The following is a 17,161-nucleotide window of genomic DNA, read 5'->3' on the forward strand; positions in this document are numbered from 1 at the left end:
GGTTTTTATAATGACGTTTGTTCTTAGTAAAATGAGTGGCTTTAGCATAGAAGAAAAGGTACATGAATTTGAATCTAAAGGATTCCTTGAAATCTCAAATGAAATCTTTTTACAAGAGGAAGAGAATCATCGTCTATTAACACAAGCACAGTTAGATTATTATAATTTGGAAGATGATGCATACGGTGAATGCCGTGCTAGATCTTATTCAAGGTATATAAAGTATGTTGATTCACCAGATTATATTTTAGATAATAGTAATGATTACTTCCAATCTAAAGAATATAACTATGACGATGGCGGGAAAGTTAGACAGTTCAATAGCATAAATGATAGCTTTTTATGTAATCCTTTAATTCAAAATATCGTGCGCTTCGATACTGAATTTGCATTTAAAACAAATATAATAGATACAAGTAAAGACTTAATTATAGGTTTACATCAAGTAAGATATAAAGCTACTAAAGAAAGACCATCTTTTAGTTCACCTATTTGGTTACATAAAGATGATGAACCAGTAGTGTTTTTACACCTTATGAATTTAAGTAATACAGCTATTGGTGGAGATAATTTAATAGCTAATTCTCCTCGGGAAATTAATCAGTTTATAAGTTTGAAGAAGCCTTTAGAAACTTTAGTATTTGGACAAAAGGTCTTCCATGCCGTAACGCCACTTGGAACAGAATGTAGTACGGAGGCTTTTCGTGATATTTTATTAGTAACATTTTCTTATAAGGAGACAAAATGAGAGAGAATAAAATAATTATTATTTCTGGAGCCAATAGCGGTATAGGTCATGCTTGTATAAAATACTTTTTAGAAAAATCATTTCATGTAATAGCGCTTGATATTAATAATAATAATTTAATAGATTATATGAAAACAGATATGCCTTTGAAAGTAGTGCAAATTGATTTAAGTAATAGCGAAGCGATTCATAATCTTTTTACTCAATTAGATTTAGAAAAGCTTTCTCCTGATATATTAATAAATGCAGCTGGTATTCGAGAGATAACACCTGTTTTACATTTATCCGATGATATGTTTAAAAAAGTAATTGATGTAAATTTAGTAGCCCCATTTATCCTTTCTAGGGAAGTAGCTAAGCGATGGTGTGAATCGAAAATAAAAGGTTGTATTGTGAATATAGCATCGGTTTCTGGATTAATGGCTGAACCAGAGCGAGCTGCTTATGTTGCATCAAAGCATGCTTTAATCGGATTGACTAAACAGATGGCTATGGAATTTGGAAAGCAAAATATAAGGGTGAATAGCATTTCTCCCGGTGTTATTAGAACTGAACTTACAGAAGAATACTTTAGTAATACAGCCTTGATGTCTATGATAAAAAGTAATCAATCTTTAGATACTTGGGGGGTGCCGCAGGATATTGTTTCATGTATTGAGTACTTGATTTCTGATCAGGCCCGCTTTATTACTGGTTCTAATTTTGTAATTGATGGTGGTTGGACTGCTGGGAAAAATTTATAATTGAGTGTTTTTGAGGAAAAGCACCTGTCCTTTTTTAGGCTGGTGTTTTTCTCACTATAAACCGAGTTTTTATTGGAGGGGGATTAATTTGCTTCAAAAAAGTTTTAAGCAAGAGAAAACGGTACCGGCTTTAAAGATGATAGCATCAATGGTTATCTTTGGATCAGTTGGATTTTTTTCAGTTCAAACAAACTTACCTTCGTTTGAATTAGTGTTTGTAAGGTGTATTTTTGCGACAATATTTTTAAGTGTATGCTGGTTGCTTACAGGGCAATATAAACAAGATAAATGGGAACGAAAAGAAGTTATTCAAGTTTTAATATGTGGCTTTTTCTTAGTATTTAATTGGGTTTTCTTATTTAAAGCCTTTGAAAATATGTCAGTTACAATTGCTATCTCGGTTTATCATCTTGCACCAGTAATTGTACTGTTAATTGGAAGTATCGTCTTTAAAGAAAAATTAACATTAATATCTATCATTTCAATAGTTGTGTGTTTTGCAGGAGCTTTATTAATTGCTGGTATCGATGGAAGTTTCTCTGTCGGTTCATTAATGTCTTCAGGTATGATATGGGGATTTCTTGCAGCTCTTTTTTATGCATTTACAACTTTATTTGGTAAAGGGATTAACAAAATGAGTGCGTATGCAATGACATTTTTACAAACATTCTTGGGGATATTTCTTTTAATACCATTTATAGATTTAGATGCTTTTAGTGGCCTCACTCAAAGTAATTGGACATATATTATAGCTACTGGTTTTATTCACACAGGGATAGTATATTATCTGTTTTTTGATAGTTTACGCTATTTATCTACAAAAACAATCTCAATATTAGTTTTTTTGGATCCGGCAGTGGCAATATTATTAGATACTGTACTTACTGGATTCCGTCCAACTTTAATGCAAATAACAGGAATTCTTTTTATTTTTATTGGTATGACTTTAACATTAAAAAAATCTAAAGATAAAAAACTGAGCCAAAAAGAAAAGCGAATTGAAAGCGATGCTAGTATATCTCAACAATAATGAAATATATTGTGTATAAAACGATAAACCTTACATGAATCATGTAAGGTTTATTTTAGTTCAATATAATTCATATTTATAATATATAATTTTCAAAACTGAGGTATGTTTTTCTTTAATATGCTTTTGATTCATATATTTTTATTTGACTATAAATTTACAAAAATGTATATGAAATCTTATTTTTTGATAATATATAAGTAATAAATTCATAGAATTGGAGTGATGAGATGCAGCCGTTAGAAAGGGAGATTCATTCTAATATGCTGAAAGTGTGGCGAATTCACGCTTTAATTGGGACGGCAGTTATACTAACAGTCGTAATTGCGTATTTCTTTTTTATGATTAACTTTAACTGGTGGGGCTGGTTGTTTGGACTATTAGTAACAGGAGCTATTACATTTATTCCACTTGATTATTTTGTGTTTCCAAATTTACGTCAGCGCTATTATAGTTACAGATTAAATGAAGAAGAGATTGAGATTCAAAAGGGAATGTTCGTTGTAAAACGCGTACTTATTCCGATGATCCGTGTGCAGCACGTAACGATTGAGCAAGGGCCGATCATGAGAAAGTATAATTTAGCAGAATTACACATTTCAACAGCCGCAACTTCTCATAGTATTCCAGGTTTAACGAAAGAAGAAGCAGAACAGCTAAAAAGACAAATTGGAGAACTTGCGAAAGTGAGTGATAAGGATGTATAAGAGGCAACATCCGATTACGATATTGTTAGGTATTAGAGTTGCGAGTTTGTTGCCACTTATTATTCTTGTTTTATTTAAACCTGATGAACAAGTGGAACCTTGGTATTTATTTTATCTTTTCCTTCTGGTTGTTTTATTTATCATGGCTATTTTTTCAGCAATTAAATGGTATTTTAAAGTGTACTGGATTGAGAATAATATTTTACATATAAAGCACGGTGTTTTTGTAAAGAAGGAAAGTTATTTAAATAAAGAACGTGTGCAAAATGTTAGTACGTCTTCTAATGTCATTTATCAGATGCTTGGGCTTATGAAGTTAAATATAGAAGTAGCGGGTGGTGGTAGTGAACCAGAAGTGATGTTGGCTGGTATTAAAGAAGACGAGGCAAAACATTTAATCTCTTTATTACATAAGAAAGAAACTACTGTAAAAGAAGAAATAGAAGAGGAAGAAAGCAAGACGGTTTATCAGTTAACAGCGAAAGAGGTTTTAGCAGCAGCGATTACATCTGGTCGGTTCGGACTAGTGTTTTCTGGACTGGTACTTCTTTACACAAAGTTTGATTTTGTTCTTCCTGAAGGATTCACAAGTAAAGTAGAAGCGTATGTGATGGGAAACGGTGTTTATAAACTAATTGTAATAGCATTAATTTTAATGGCAATTTCATGGATTATTTCCACGGCTGGATATGTGTTGAAATATGCAAACTTTAAAATTGAGCGAAAAGGGGAAGAAATTCGTATCGTTCAAGGGTTATTTGAAAAGAAAGAGTTTGTCTTAAAATTGCACCGAATTCAAGCGATTACTGTAAAAGAATGTATGCTTCGCCAGCCATTTGGTTATTGCGCTGTTGAAGTGGAAGCAATTCACAGTATTGGAGCAGCAAGTAATGAAGTGATGCTGCATCCTTTTATGAAGAAAAAAGATGTACAGCACCTGCTCACATATTTAGAGTTACCTTATGAAATTGAAGCGGAGATCGCTCACTTACCAAAAACAGCGTTGCGTCGTTATTTCATTATGGGCTGGTTAATAAGTATCATACTCACAGTTCTAATTGCTAGCGTGAGTATATATTTAAAACAATATATTGCGTTATTTTTTGTTTTACCGTTATTTATCGTGTTTTCGTTACTTGCGTATGCTAGATATAAAAGTGGCGGTTATGAATTAAGAGAAAATCAACTAACGGTTGTATATCGTAATTTTTCGAAATATACAGGAATAATGCGAAGAAGACATGTTCAAGCAGTAGGTTATAATCAATCGTATTTTCAAAGAAAGGATGAATTATGTACAACTCTTGTAGCGGTAGCGGGGCGGGGTTATGAAGTAAAGCATATGAGAAAAAAAGATTCACTTCGTATATATAATTGGTACAAAGAAAAAGGAAACACCGGTGTGTAATGGTGTTTCCTTTTTGTGTCATGATTTGTCGATAAGTCGATATATTCGAAGAATCGCTGATATAATTCGAGTTGCGCCGATATATTCAGAAAAACGCTGATATAATTCGAGTTGCGCCGATATATTCGAAAAATCGCCGATATAATTTCACATACCGCGGTTTCTGAACTCCAAACTCAAAAAAATTAAACTAACACATCAAAAGTAGTCACAAAAGAAGGGCGAGAGAAAATACTCTTTTGCTGTTCCGCATGTGGATGCGCTTGAGCCTGAGGTTTTCCTTCTGCTTGCGTGGGACGTTTTTTATGAGCGTTTTCGAATGAACGTGATTCTGTCCAGTCTTTAAAGTTTTGCTCTGTTTCCCACATCGTTAAGATGACATATGTATCGTTACTTAATGGACGTAGAACACGGATCGCTTGGAATCCTGGTTCGTTTTCGATAAGGCCTGCGCGGTTTTTAAAGCGGTTTTCAAATACAGGGCGACCTTCGTCTGTTACAGAAATGTTGTTACAAACGATATAGCCAGGTTGTCCTTTAAATTCGCCGACAGCATCTAGTACGTCATACTGAAGTGAGCCTTCTACAGATTCTTCTGTATTTTCTTTATAAAACATATTTTTCTCATCATTTTTTGCAGTGAAATGTGCTTGTTCTAGAGGTGTTTCGTATGAAATAATAGCCTTCATTTTAATGCCCCCTTACTAGTTTGTTTCTATTATATCAACTCTCTTAAAAAACTTCGAAGATTATATACATAAAGATACTTCTTTTTCAAATAATAAATGTACCATCATTTGGAAAGAAGGACGATGTATGAAGAAAGTAAAGTGGACTTTATTAGGCGGCGTCGCAACGTTCGTAGTAGCGATTGTACTCTATAAACTTATCGTGTTAGCTGGTGGCTATATGATGGATGAAAAGCAGCTCGTTTTCCACTCTTCATCACGTATCGTTGACCAGAAAGGGAAAGAAATTACGAAATTATACGTAGAAAATAGAGACCTCGTACCGATCGAGCAAATTCCGAAGTATGTGCAGCAGGCGTTTGTTGCGGTGGAAGATTCTCGTTTTTATGAGCATCAAGGGATTGATTATCCGTCTATATTCCGTGCTCTTTATAAAGATACGTTAGCTAGAGAGAAGGTAGAGGGCGGTAGTACCATTACGCAGCAACTCGCTAAAAACGTCTTTTTAACTCGTGAAAAAACATTTACGCGTAAATTGAAGGAAGTCGCAATTTCTCTTCAATTAGAGCAAAAATATACGAAGCAACAAATTCTTGAAATGTATATGAATCATATTTATTTTGGTCATGGGGCTTACGGTATTCAAGCGGCAGCAAAGTTATATTTTAATAAAAATGTTGAGGATTTAACAGTAGAGGAAGGGGCAATGCTTGCAGGCCTTCCGAAGTCACCAAACGGATATTCACCGTACTATTCTGCAGAGAAGAGTAAGGAACGCCGCGATCTAGTATTGTCACTTATGCATAAACAAGGCTATTTGACTGCAGAAGAAAGCGTTCGTTATCAAGGGAAGACAATTGCTCTATATAAAAATTTAGATGAGAATGAGCTTGCATATATGCCGTATATTGATATGGTCATAGATGAAGCCGCTCGTTTATACGGGTTGTCTCATCAAGAAGTACTTCGCGGAGGATATACGTTTGTCGTACCTATGGATGAAAAGATTCAAAAGGTAGCATATAACCAGTTTCAAGATGCAAGGAATTTTCCTGGGAAAGAAGAAGGGGCGCAAGGTGCTTTCTTATTAATGGATAATCGTACGGGAGGGATTAAAGCGGCGATTGGGGGAAGAAAGTACGTCCCGAGAGGATTTAATCGTGTTTTTGCCAAAAGGCAGCCCGGATCTGTTTTAAAACCACTTATCGTTTATGCACCAGCACTAGAAACGAAAAAGTATAATCCGTATTCTTTATTAACGAATGAAAGAAATTCTTTTGAAGGGTATGAACCTCGAAATTATAATCATGAGTATTCAAAAGAAATGACGATGTATGATGCGATTTTAGAGTCGGCAAACGTACCGGCAGTTTCTTTATTAAATGAGTTAGGGGTAGAAGAAGGAAAGCAATATTTAGAAAAAGGAAATGTCCATATTGCAGATGCTGGTTTAAGTACAGCGCTTGGGGGACTAAAAAATGGCGTTTCAACATTTGATCTTGTAAAAATGTATCGTTCATTTTTAGCAAATGGAAATATTATTGAGCCGCACGTTATTGATAAAGTATTAAATAGACACGGTGCAGTCATTGGGGAATCTCCAAAAGTAGAGACGAAAATCTTCTCGAAGCAGACAGCATGGTATATGACGAAAATGTTAGAAGGAGTTGTGAAGGAAGGAACAGCGAGAGTTGGTGTATATAACGGTGCGTTAGCTGGGAAAACAGGTACAACTTCATTGCCAAATGACGATAAGGGAGCAAGAGATATGTGGTTCGTCGGCTATACACCGAACTTAGTAGGCGCTGTTTGGATTGGTTATGACCGTACGGATAAGGAGCATCAGTTGCAAGGAGAAAGTGCATCTGCGACAAAATTGTTTAAGAAAATTTTAACGAAGGCTAATGTAGAACATAAAGAGAAGTTTATGAAGCCTGAAGGTGTGGAAACAATCGGCGCTCCGATTCGACTGCGCAAAATTGAAGATGTAAAAATGAAACTATCATTTAGCCCTTTCGGTTTATTTAAAGCAAAATTAAGTTGGACGCCACTTCCAGATAACAGAATTATGTACCGAATCTATAGAGTGGAGAACGGAATTCATACACATGTTAGCACTGTAAATGGTGCTGGGGAATATGAGGAAAAGTTCGTTAACATATTTTCAAAACCGAGCTTTTACGTTGTACCATATAATACACAAACGAATCGTGAAGGAGAAAAGTCAAAAGTAGCTAAACCATAGTTTTTCTCTGTGTTATAATAAGAATGTTGTGAAAATAGTAAGCGTTTTTAAGAATGTTTGTGTCAATTTAATGAACAACGTACATAATATTATGCATTTTGTTTTTACAAGCTGTATAGTAAAAAAAGATAAATATCGAACGTATTCGAAGCATTGGTAAGGAAGGGAGCAAGGGTCTTGGTAAGAACTATAAATGAGACATTTTTAAAAGCATGTAGGGGGGAACGTACCGATTATGTACCAGCATGGTATATGCGTCAAGCAGGTCGTTCACAGCCGGAATATAGAAAGATTAAAGAAAAGTATTCTTTATTTGAAATTACACATAATCCAGAGTTATGTGCTTACGTTACAAAATTGCCGGTTGATCAATATAACGTAGACGCAGCAATTCTTTATAAAGATATTATGTCACCACTACCTGCAATTGGTGTGGATGTAGAAATTAAATCAGGTATTGGCCCAGTTATTGATAATCCAATCCGTTCTTTACAAGACGTAGAAAAACTAGGGGAAATCAATCCAGAAGATGACGTACCGTACATACTAGATACAATTCGTTTATTAACGACAGAAATGTTAGACGTACCGTTAATCGGTTTTTCAGGAGCTCCATTTACATTAGCGAGCTATATGATTGAAGGCGGTCCATCTCGTAACTACCATAATACGAAAGCGTTCATGTATGCAGAGCCAAAAGCTTGGTTCGCTTTAATGGATAAACTAGCAGATATGGTTATTACATATTTAAAAGCGCAAATAAACGCAGGAGCAAAAGCAGTTCAAATTTTCGATTCTTGGGTTGGAACAGTAAATGTAGCAGATTATCGCGTATTTATTAAACCAGCAATGGAGCGTATTTTTGCAGAAGTTCGTAAGATGGGTGTACCGATGATTATGCACGGCGTAGGAGCTGCACACTTAGTGAATGAGTGGCACGACTTACCGCTTGATGTAGTCGGCTTAGACTGGCGCTTACCGATTGAAGAAGCACGTGCACGTGGCGTTCATAAGGCGGTACAAGGTAATATGGACCCTTCATTCTTACTTGCACCATGGTCTGTTATTGAAGAACATGTAAAAGGTATTTTAGATCAAGGGATGAAACAGCCGGGTTATATCTTTAACTTAGGTCACGGTGTATTCCCAGAAGTAAATCCGGATACATTAAAACGTTTAACTACATTTATTCATGAATACTCTAAAGGGCAGTTAGCGAAGTAAAGGAGAATTGCTGTATGAAAAAGAAAATTGGTTTGCTTGTAATGGCATACGGAACGCCATATAAAGAAGAAGATATTGAACGTTACTATACACATATTCGTAGAGGAAGAAAGCCAAGTCCTGAAATGCTGGAAGATTTAACAGAGCGTTACCGTGCAATTGGTGGTATTTCTCCTTTAGCTACTATTACATTAGAGCAAGCTAAGAAGTTAGAACAGCGTTTAAATGAAGTACAAGATGAAGTAGAGTACCATATGTATCTTGGTTTAAAACATATTGAACCGTTTATTGAAGATGCGGTGAAAGATATGCATAACGACGGAATACAAGATGCAATCGCACTTGTTCTTGCACCTCACTATTCTACGTTTAGCGTGAAATCATACGTTGGACGAGCACAAGAAGAAGCTGAGAAACTTGGAAACTTAACAATTCACGGCATTGATAGCTGGTATAAAGAGCCGAAATTCATCCAGTACTGGGTTGATGCAGTGAAAGGTATATATAACGGTATGTCAGATGCAGAGCGTGAAAAAGCAGTATTAATCGTATCTGCACATAGCTTACCAGAGAAAATTATTGCAATGGGCGATCCATATCCAGATCAATTAAATGAAACAGCGGATTATATCGCGCGCGGAGCTGAAGTAGCAAACTATGCAGTAGGCTGGCAAAGTGCAGGAAACACACCAGATCCTTGGATTGGTCCAGATGTACAAGATTTAACGAGAGAACTAAATGAAAAGCACGGTTATACTTCATTCGTATATGCACCAGTTGGATTTGTTGCAGAACATTTAGAAGTTTTATATGACAACGACTTTGAGTGTAAAGTTGTAACGGATGAAATTGGTGCGAAATATTATCGTCCAGAAATGCCAAATGCATCGGACGCATTTATTGATTGTTTAACAGATGTTGTATTAAAGAAAAAAGAATCTGTACTGTAAGAAGAAAGGGGGAGCCTGCTTGAGGAAAAAAGTTGTGATCGTCGGCGGAGGCATCACTGGATTAACAGCAATGTATAACTTACAAAAAAATATTCATGAAAAAAACTTGCCGATTGATACATTACTTATAGAAGCATCGGGTAAACTTGGCGGAAAAATTCAAACCGTTCGAAAAGATGGATTTACAATTGAGCGCGGACCGGATTCTTTCTTAGCACGAAAAGAAAGTGCAGCTAGATTAGTGAAAGAATTAGGTCTTGGCGATGAACTTGTAAATAATCAAGCCGGTCAATCATTTATCCTCGTAAACAATCGGTTACATAAAATGCCGAGCGGATCAATGATGGGAATTCCAACGCAAATTACGCCGTTTCTATTTTCCGGGCTGTTCTCTCCAATTGGTAAACTAAGAGCTGGTTTTGATCTATTAATGCCGAGGTCAAAGCCAGTATCTGATCAATCACTCGGACAATTTTTCAGACATCGTCTTGGAAACGAAGTGGTTGAAAACTTAATAGAACCGTTACTATCGGGTATTTATGCAGGGGATATTGATGAAATGAGCTTAATGTCAACATTCCCGCAAATGTATCAGATTGAGCAGAAACATCGCAGTATTTCACTCGGTATGCGTACGCTCGCTCCGAAAGAAGAGAAAGCTGAACCGAAAAAGGGAATGTTCCAAACAGTGAAAACAGGTTTAGAATCTATCGTAAAATCTCTCGAAGCAAAGATGCATGAAGGTACGATAATAAAGGGAACTCGCATTGAAAAAGTTGCAAAACAGGGTGATGGTTATACAATTACTCTTAGTAACGGAAAAGAAATAGAAGCGGACGCCATCGTAGTGGCAACTTCGCATAAAGTATTGCCGTCCATGTTTGCTCAGTACAAGCAGTTTCGTTTCTTCCGTAATATTCCATCCACATCCGTTGCGAATGTGGCACTTGCTTTCCAAAAGTCTGCAATCCAGCGCGATATTAATGGTACAGGATTTGTCGTATCACGAAATAGCGATTACACCATTACAGCATGTACGTGGACGCATAAAAAATGGCCGCATACAACGCCAGAAGGAAAAACACTCCTTCGCTGTTACGTTGGACGTGCTGGTGATGAAGCGGTTGTAGAACAAACCGAAGAAGAACTCGTTCAGCTCGTACTAGAAGATTTAAAGAAGACGATGGATATTACAGAGGATCCAGAGTTTACAATCGTAAGTCGCTGGAAAGAAGCGATGCCTCAATATACAGTAGGCCATAACGAGCGAATGAAACAGCTCACAACATTTATGGAGAAAGAGTTGCCAGGTATATACTTGGCAGGTAGCTCCTATGCTGGCGCTGGACTTCCAGACTGTATTAATCAAGGTGAGGAAGCTGCAAAGCGTGTATTATCTCATTTGGAGAAAGTAATAGATGCTGAATTAATCGCACAATAAATTATAAGAAACGCCTTCAATCATATTGAAGGCGTTTCGTTTATTATATAAAATACTTATTCGCCAATAAACATATATAAGTTATTTGGCTTTATAACAGCATCTCCTGCATAAATAACCCACTCTGTTAAGTTATCAAAATCTAAATGATAACTATTTCCTTCACTCATATCTTCTATAAAATATGGTTCATTAATGAGTATTCCTTGAATGAAATCTTCCGTAATGTTTTGCATTTCAAACCACATATGTTCACTTTTTCCTTCTTCGTAGGAGACACCAAACTTAGCAAGGAAACGAAAATCTTCATTTGATTGTTCAATGTGAAAAATGTTGCTGAAATACCCAAAAGTATTTTTCGCATTGTAAGCCATACGATCGGTTTCACTATTTGTTTTATAGAACATGAGCCCTGTAGCTTCCTCGTGTTCTTTGAAAAAACTTTCAATATATTCTTCTGAAGTATTAAATTTGAATAAGAGAACGGATGGAGATTGATGGTATTCATCTCGGGCATCCATTCCGCCTAAGAATGTATTTTGTGCATCTATTGGTTGTAGTTTCACTTCCTCATCTTCGATTGAAGATAATTGGTCCATACTCGTTTTATGCCCTATATAAGATAATCCTTTTTCCCACGGAACAGCGACTGTATGTATAGAACCTTGCTGACTATGCGCGATAACGATAGGCTCATTCATAGGGACTTGTCCATTCTCAACGGCATTATTAGCAAATGTTTGAAAGAGATCGCTAATGCCGTAGTAGGAAGAAATGCGATTTGGAATAATTAACTCTATTTCAGTTACGCCTGCTCTTAAAAGACCGTGTGTATGAAACCAATATTGCGTAGGCTCACCGTCTTTATCGTCTTCATAAACGGAATGAATAACGTATAAGTCAGGAATGTCAGGTAATAATTCATTTTCAACGTGATATTCAATATAGCTTCTAGATATCACTTTCATTGCTGCACTTGAATCGATTACAAATAACAAATCTGGGGCGAGATTCCATAAGAACTGTAACTGCTGGAAAAAGCAGTCCAGTACATCGCCTACAAATAGCGTACGAGTGAAAATTTCAGTGCCGAAAGCTGCATCTTCAAAATTACGATCTACGATTGTAGCATCTTGTCTATTGTACATTTTATATCCTTCTGGATCGTTCGGTTCATCAATATGCAGTTCATACGGTATGACTGTTTCACCCATATGTAATTCAACAATAAGGCTTGTCTCATCACTATAAACAATTTTTAAATCATCAACTTTAGTAGCGATCGTTTCTAGTCGCTGTTTTAACTGCTCAATTGTAATTCTAGTTGGTATAACGGCAATCATATCTGAAAAATGACGTTCTAATGTTCCATTCATAGCTGCGCGGTATGTTTCTGTTTGCACTTCCATCCAATCACTCCTATTCAAATGAATCCATTTTACATGCCAATTAAATGTCGATATTTTCTGTTTTCTCTCTCTAACATTATAGAGTGTATTTGTAGAAGGTGTAAAATTATTATTTTGTATTATAGTTTGAAAGCTTGTAAATTAAATAAATCTTTTGTAAAATTTGTCGAAATATAGTTCTATATAACGAATCATTTGTTATGATAGAAATGCTGAGAAAATATGAAATAGAGAGAGGAAAATGGCTGTGAAGAAATTGTTAAGTGTCTTTTTATCATTCTTGCTATTGCTTTCATTTACTGGAACTTTAGCGCAAGCAGAAGAAACTGCTTCTATGTCAGTAGAAAAAGCAATTCAAGTATTTAAGCAGCAAGGGAAAACGAAGGGGATAGTAGAAGGATATATTGTTGGATATACGCAAAGTTCTTCTAAATATACGAAGGATCCAGCTAAGTTTGATGATACAAACGTAGCAATTGCAGATTCGCCAAACGAAACGAATCCAGACAAAATCATGCCCGTTCAGTTACCGAAAGGTGATGTGAGAACGGCAGTGAATGTAAAAGATCACCCTGAAAATATCGGGAAGAAAGTTAGTTTGACTGGGACCCTTGAATTATATTTTAGTAACCCAGGTCTAAAATCAGTAACAGCTTATAAGTTTCAAGGTGAAGGACAAAACCGTGTTAGCGATGTAGTAGCTTCACCGAACGGTGGAGAAGTTGCTAAAGGAACAGCGATAACATTAACGACGAATACAGAAGGCGCAACAATCTACTATACGTTAGATGGCTCTAATCCTACTAATAAAAGCGTTCGTTATAATGGACAAATTATAGTGAATGAAAATAGTGTAGTGAAAGCAATCGCAGAAAAAGAAGGACTTACTCCTTCAGCAATTTCGACATTTTCATTTATTATCGTAAATAATGAACAGGTTCGTATTCATGACATTCAAGGGAAATCACATATGTCTCCTTACAACGGGAAGAAAGTAAACAATGTGGAAGGCGTTGTCACAGCGCTTGATAAAAACGGCTTTTATATAGAAGATAATCAGCCAGATAATGATCCAGCTACTTCAGAAGGTATGTACGTATATAAAAAAGATGTGAATGTAGCAGTAGGAGATCTTATTCAAGTTGATGGAGTAGTAGAAGAATATGTTGGACCAGGATATGCAGAACGATTTGAAACAGACTTAACGACGACTGAAATTAAAGCGAGCCGCGTTGCTGTAATCGCAAAAGATCAATCTTTGCCAGCACCGATTGTACTTGGGGAAAACGGTGTGAAAATCCCGGACCAGATTATTGATAATGATGCATTTGGTTTATTTGATCCAAATGAAGATGCAATCGACTTCTATGAAAGTATAGAAGGTATGCGTGTTACGATGCCAACACCAAAAATTATTACACCTCAGAAAAACGGAAATTTATATGTAACAGTAAAAAATGGTGGAGATAAAATAGTAACACAATATGGCACACCTCTATTAGATGAAAATCAATTAAACCCAGAGCGCCTTTCTGTAAAAGTACCTCGCGATTATGTAGCAAAAGTAGGAGATACTTTTACTGGAGATATAACAGGGGTAGTAGGATATGATTACGGTTCTTTCCGTATTTCGCCAATAACAGAACTGCCAGCTGTAGTGGATGGTGGATTTAAGCAAGTAGGGGCAAATATTCAGCCACGTCTTGATAAGTTAACGGTTGCTACATATAACATTGAAAACTTCTCGGCGAATAAAAAAGAAACAACAGATGAAAAAGTAAAAGCGTTAGCGTATTCTATTAAATACAATTTAAAAATGCCAGATATTATCGGTGTAGAGGAAATGCAAGATAATAACGGATCAATTAATGACGGTACAACAGATGCGTCATTAAGCGCAAAACGTATCATTGATGCAGTTCTAGAAATTCGTGGACCGAAGTATGAGTATGTAGAAATCGCTCCAAACAATAATCAAGATGGAGGAGCACCAGGAGCGAATATTCGCGTCGGCTTCTTCTATAATCCATCACGCGTGAAATTAGCGACGGTACCGAAGTTACTTGATAAGAATGTTGTTCGTATTGGAGACGAAAATCCATTGTTTGAAAGTACACGTAAACCGCTAGCGGCAGAATTTACGTTCCAAGGACAAAACATTGTTGTCGTTGCAAATCACTTAAACTCAAAACTAGGAGATGCAACGCCATTTGGAAAAGTGCAGCCGCTCGTATTAAAGAGTGAAGACAAACGAATTCAGTTAGCACAAGAAGTAAATTATTTCGTGCAAGGAATTCAGAAAAAGAATACAAATGCACCAGTTGTTGTGTTAGGTGATATGAACGATTTCGAATTCTCTAAACCACTAAAAACACTAGAGGGAACAATCTTAAAAGATATGTTAAACACAGTGCCGAAAGAGAATCGTTACACGTACATTCACGAAGGAAATGCACAAGTGTTAGATCATATTTTAGTAACAAACAATATCGCACCACACACAATTGTAGACCCAGTACACTTAAACTCAAACATTATGAAAGAACACGGACGTGTAAGTGACCACGACCCAGTACTTGCTCAAATTGATTTGAAGAAGGCTTCTTAAAGTGGGGAACGCTTAGGTGACTAAGCGTTCTTTTTTTGCATCGTTATAGAATAGTATAAAGAGATGATTCCTTTTTTTGTAATCTAATGATAAAATTGATTGAATATTTAGTTTTTAATAAGGGGGACAACAATGCAGTTACAAATAAATGGAAAGGTAATGAATCAGTTTGCAATTTTTTTTAGTACGATCATCATGCTTCAGTTTGTAGCTGATATAACAGGACTTACAAGCAATCTAGATATTACGTATAACTTAATACATACAGCAGCTTCTTATATAACATTTAGTTTGGCGGTTATTTTCACTTTAATAGGTGCAAGAAGAGAATTAAGTAAATATGCAATTGTTTCATTATGTTTAGTTGTAGGTATTAAAGCGATTTATTTTGTAGCGGTCGTTATTTTATGGGGGTTGGCAGGTACGCCATAAGTGAATAGTAAATAAACCCTAATTTCCAATATAGTAAGGAAATTAGGGTTTTATTATACTTGAAACGCTTTTCTACACCGCTCTCTTTTTTGCAGTCTTCTTTTATATTTTTTTCTATCCCGCTTTACTCCTTGTATATACATAAGTAAGCTAACGAAAAGGAAGAAAGCACATTGCGTCATTAAAATATATGGTGACATGCCTTGCAATGGTTGTTTCGGATCATATAAATGAAAAGGTGCTCCGCCTATTGAAGGAAGTATTGTATTTAGCAGGACGTAAGGAATGGAGGCGGCTGCAAATGGAAAGAGAATTGCCATATAGTCTTTTTGTGACCATACAGATGCAGCAAGTCCTAAAAGGGCCATTAAACCTGCAAATAAAAAATTAATTCCGATATATACAGCAATGTAAGTGAGAGGCGCATCAAAATATAGGTTTGCGAACATTCCATCAGCATTTATGATGCCTGAACCAACCGTAGGTGTTCCGTCTGGAATGGTTAATTTGCAAAATAATAACGATAAGATGAATGGAAGTGTATAAAGAAATCCTCCGCAAAAAAACGTAACGATATATTTCGCTACTGAATAAGGAAATATAGAAATCCCCTTACTCACAAACGGTTTAAAACCATCGGACTTATCCGAATTGTAACTTGTACTAAAGGGGAAACTCGCAATAACTGGCATTAATAATAAATAAACATCCATTTCATTGTCGCGAAATCCAATCCATTTTAAATCTGTTGATATAGGACCATTTGCTGCGTTTCCTAAATAACGAATTACATAATAATAGTGATAAATGCAAATAAGAACGAATCCACTAAGCATCATAATTAAAGAAATACGACTACAAAAAGCTTGCTTTATATTTAAACGAAGTGCACGCATCATGACTGAAAAAGCCTCCACTGTTTTGATAAACTTGTCTATTTTCTATATTACTATTAATTGTAAAGATTTTCTTGTTTTTTTATTTGATTATTTGAAAAAGAGGAATTTTGTTGTTGTGAAGTAAGGTTTAGCTGAAATTAATTTTTCTAAAATATGGTTGACAATTAAGTATTACATTTGTAATCTTAATTATGGATTACAAATGTAATACTTAGGAGTGAAACATACGATGACAAATCAATTACCTAAAATATCTGAAGCGGAATTAGAAATTATGAAAGTACTTTGGTCGAGTTCTCCGCAAACAGCGAATGAAATTATAGAAGAACTGGAAGATGCAATGGACTGGAAACCGAAAACAATCCGCACATTAATTAATCGATTAGTGCAAAAGGAAGCCGTTTCTTACCATCAAGATAAAGGGCGTATGTACGCTTATTACCCGTTAGTATCACAAGATAATTATTTGCAAGTGGAAACGAAATCTTTACTAAAACGTTTTTGCGGTGCAGCGTTTAAGCCATTACTTGTTAATTTCTTAAAAGAGGAGAATTTATCTTCAGAAGATATTAATGAATTAAAACGCATTTTAGATGAGAAGACAGAGGAGAATAAGAGGAAGGATTGA

Annotated in this window: 15 protein-coding genes; 12 read left to right on the forward strand and 3 right to left on the reverse strand. The window is 35.7% G+C overall.

Annotated elements, in window-relative coordinates:
- Positions 1 to 10: 10 nt before the first annotated feature.
- The 5 genes from N2V80_RS05525 to N2V80_RS05545 all read left to right on the forward strand — a co-directional run bounded on the left by N2V80_RS05525 (position 11) and on the right by N2V80_RS05545 (position 4,636).
- Positions 11 to 748 (forward strand): 2OG-Fe dioxygenase family protein, encoded by a 738-nt coding sequence (locus N2V80_RS05525; RefSeq protein WP_061655441.1) that lies wholly within the window; start codon positions 11 to 13, stop codon positions 746 to 748.
- A complete protein-coding gene (locus tag N2V80_RS05530; protein ID WP_061655442.1) occupies positions 745 to 1,491 on the forward strand; it encodes an SDR family NAD(P)-dependent oxidoreductase in 747 nt (248 codons plus the stop codon). Before N2V80_RS05525 ends, N2V80_RS05530 begins: the two co-directional genes overlap by 4 nt.
- Before the next feature lie 88 nt (positions 1,492 to 1,579).
- A complete protein-coding gene (locus N2V80_RS05535) occupies positions 1,580 to 2,521 on the forward strand; it encodes a DMT family transporter (protein ID WP_000939630.1) in 942 nt (313 codons plus the stop codon).
- 230 nt (positions 2,522 to 2,751) lie between these two features.
- Positions 2,752 to 3,228, forward strand: coding sequence for a PH domain-containing protein (locus N2V80_RS05540; protein WP_001182725.1), 477 nt, complete (start codon positions 2,752 to 2,754; stop codon positions 3,226 to 3,228).
- Complete coding sequence (locus tag N2V80_RS05545) at positions 3,221 to 4,636, forward strand: PH domain-containing protein (protein ID WP_061655443.1); 1,416 nt, start codon at positions 3,221 to 3,223, stop codon at positions 4,634 to 4,636. The genes N2V80_RS05540 and N2V80_RS05545 overlap by 8 nt, the downstream gene beginning before the upstream one ends.
- 185 nt (positions 4,637 to 4,821) lie before the next feature.
- On the opposite strand, the gene hmoB is transcribed toward N2V80_RS05545, so the two are convergent.
- Positions 4,822 to 5,325 carry a heme-degrading monooxygenase HmoB gene (hmoB, locus tag N2V80_RS05550; RefSeq protein WP_048568198.1) on the reverse strand — a complete coding sequence of 168 codons (504 nt, stop codon included), beginning with the start codon at positions 5,323 to 5,325 and terminating at the stop codon, positions 4,822 to 4,824.
- Positions 5,326 to 5,452: 127 nt separating this feature from the next.
- On the opposite strand from hmoB, the gene N2V80_RS05555 reads away from it, so the two are divergent.
- From N2V80_RS05555 to hemY, 4 genes are all read left to right on the forward strand, one after another.
- Positions 5,453 to 7,570, forward strand: coding sequence for a transglycosylase domain-containing protein (locus N2V80_RS05555; protein ID WP_000756297.1), 2,118 nt, complete (start codon positions 5,453 to 5,455; stop codon positions 7,568 to 7,570).
- 177 nt (positions 7,571 to 7,747) lie between these two features.
- Positions 7,748 to 8,794, forward strand: coding sequence for a uroporphyrinogen decarboxylase (gene hemE / locus N2V80_RS05560; RefSeq protein WP_000252605.1), 1,047 nt, complete (start codon positions 7,748 to 7,750; stop codon positions 8,792 to 8,794).
- 14 nt (positions 8,795 to 8,808) lie between these two features.
- Positions 8,809 to 9,744, forward strand: coding sequence for a ferrochelatase (hemH, locus tag N2V80_RS05565; RefSeq protein WP_000726800.1), 936 nt, complete (start codon positions 8,809 to 8,811; stop codon positions 9,742 to 9,744).
- 19 nt (positions 9,745 to 9,763) lie between these two features.
- Positions 9,764 to 11,185, forward strand: a complete 1,422-nt coding sequence (gene hemY / locus N2V80_RS05570) for a protoporphyrinogen oxidase (protein ID WP_061655444.1) — start codon at positions 9,764 to 9,766, stop codon at positions 11,183 to 11,185.
- Between the two features lie 56 nt (positions 11,186 to 11,241).
- Here hemY and N2V80_RS05575 read toward each other — a convergent pair whose 3' ends face one another.
- The gene (locus tag N2V80_RS05575; RefSeq protein ID WP_000453718.1) at positions 11,242 to 12,594 is read right to left on the reverse strand and encodes a DUF4026 domain-containing protein; all 1,353 of its coding nucleotides are present in this window, start codon (positions 12,592 to 12,594) and stop codon (positions 11,242 to 11,244) included.
- Between the two features lie 241 nt (positions 12,595 to 12,835).
- Here N2V80_RS05575 and N2V80_RS05580 point away from each other — a divergent pair, with 241 nt between their 5' ends.
- Positions 12,836 to 15,202, forward strand: coding sequence for a DUF6359 domain-containing protein (locus N2V80_RS05580; RefSeq protein WP_061655445.1), 2,367 nt, complete (start codon positions 12,836 to 12,838; stop codon positions 15,200 to 15,202).
- Positions 15,203 to 15,334: 132 nt separating this feature from the next.
- Entirely contained in the window at positions 15,335 to 15,634 is a 300-nt protein-coding gene (locus tag N2V80_RS05585; protein WP_001176844.1) for a hypothetical protein, read from the forward strand.
- Positions 15,635 to 15,687: 53 nt separating this feature from the next.
- Here the strand turns inward: N2V80_RS05585 and N2V80_RS05590 are convergent, their stop codons facing one another.
- Positions 15,688 to 16,533 (reverse strand): hypothetical protein, encoded by an 846-nt coding sequence (locus N2V80_RS05590; protein ID WP_000984174.1) that lies wholly within the window; start codon positions 16,531 to 16,533, stop codon positions 15,688 to 15,690.
- Between the two features lie 229 nt (positions 16,534 to 16,762).
- Between N2V80_RS05590 and N2V80_RS05595 the strand changes: the two genes are divergently transcribed.
- Complete coding sequence (locus N2V80_RS05595) at positions 16,763 to 17,161, forward strand: BlaI/MecI/CopY family transcriptional regulator (protein WP_061655446.1); 399 nt, start codon at positions 16,763 to 16,765, stop codon at positions 17,159 to 17,161.

Origin of the sequence: Bacillus sp. FSL W8-0640 (assembly GCF_038007725.1) — a bacterium.
Classification (GTDB): Bacteria; Bacillota; Bacilli; order Bacillales; family Bacillaceae_G; genus Bacillus_A; species Bacillus_A cereus.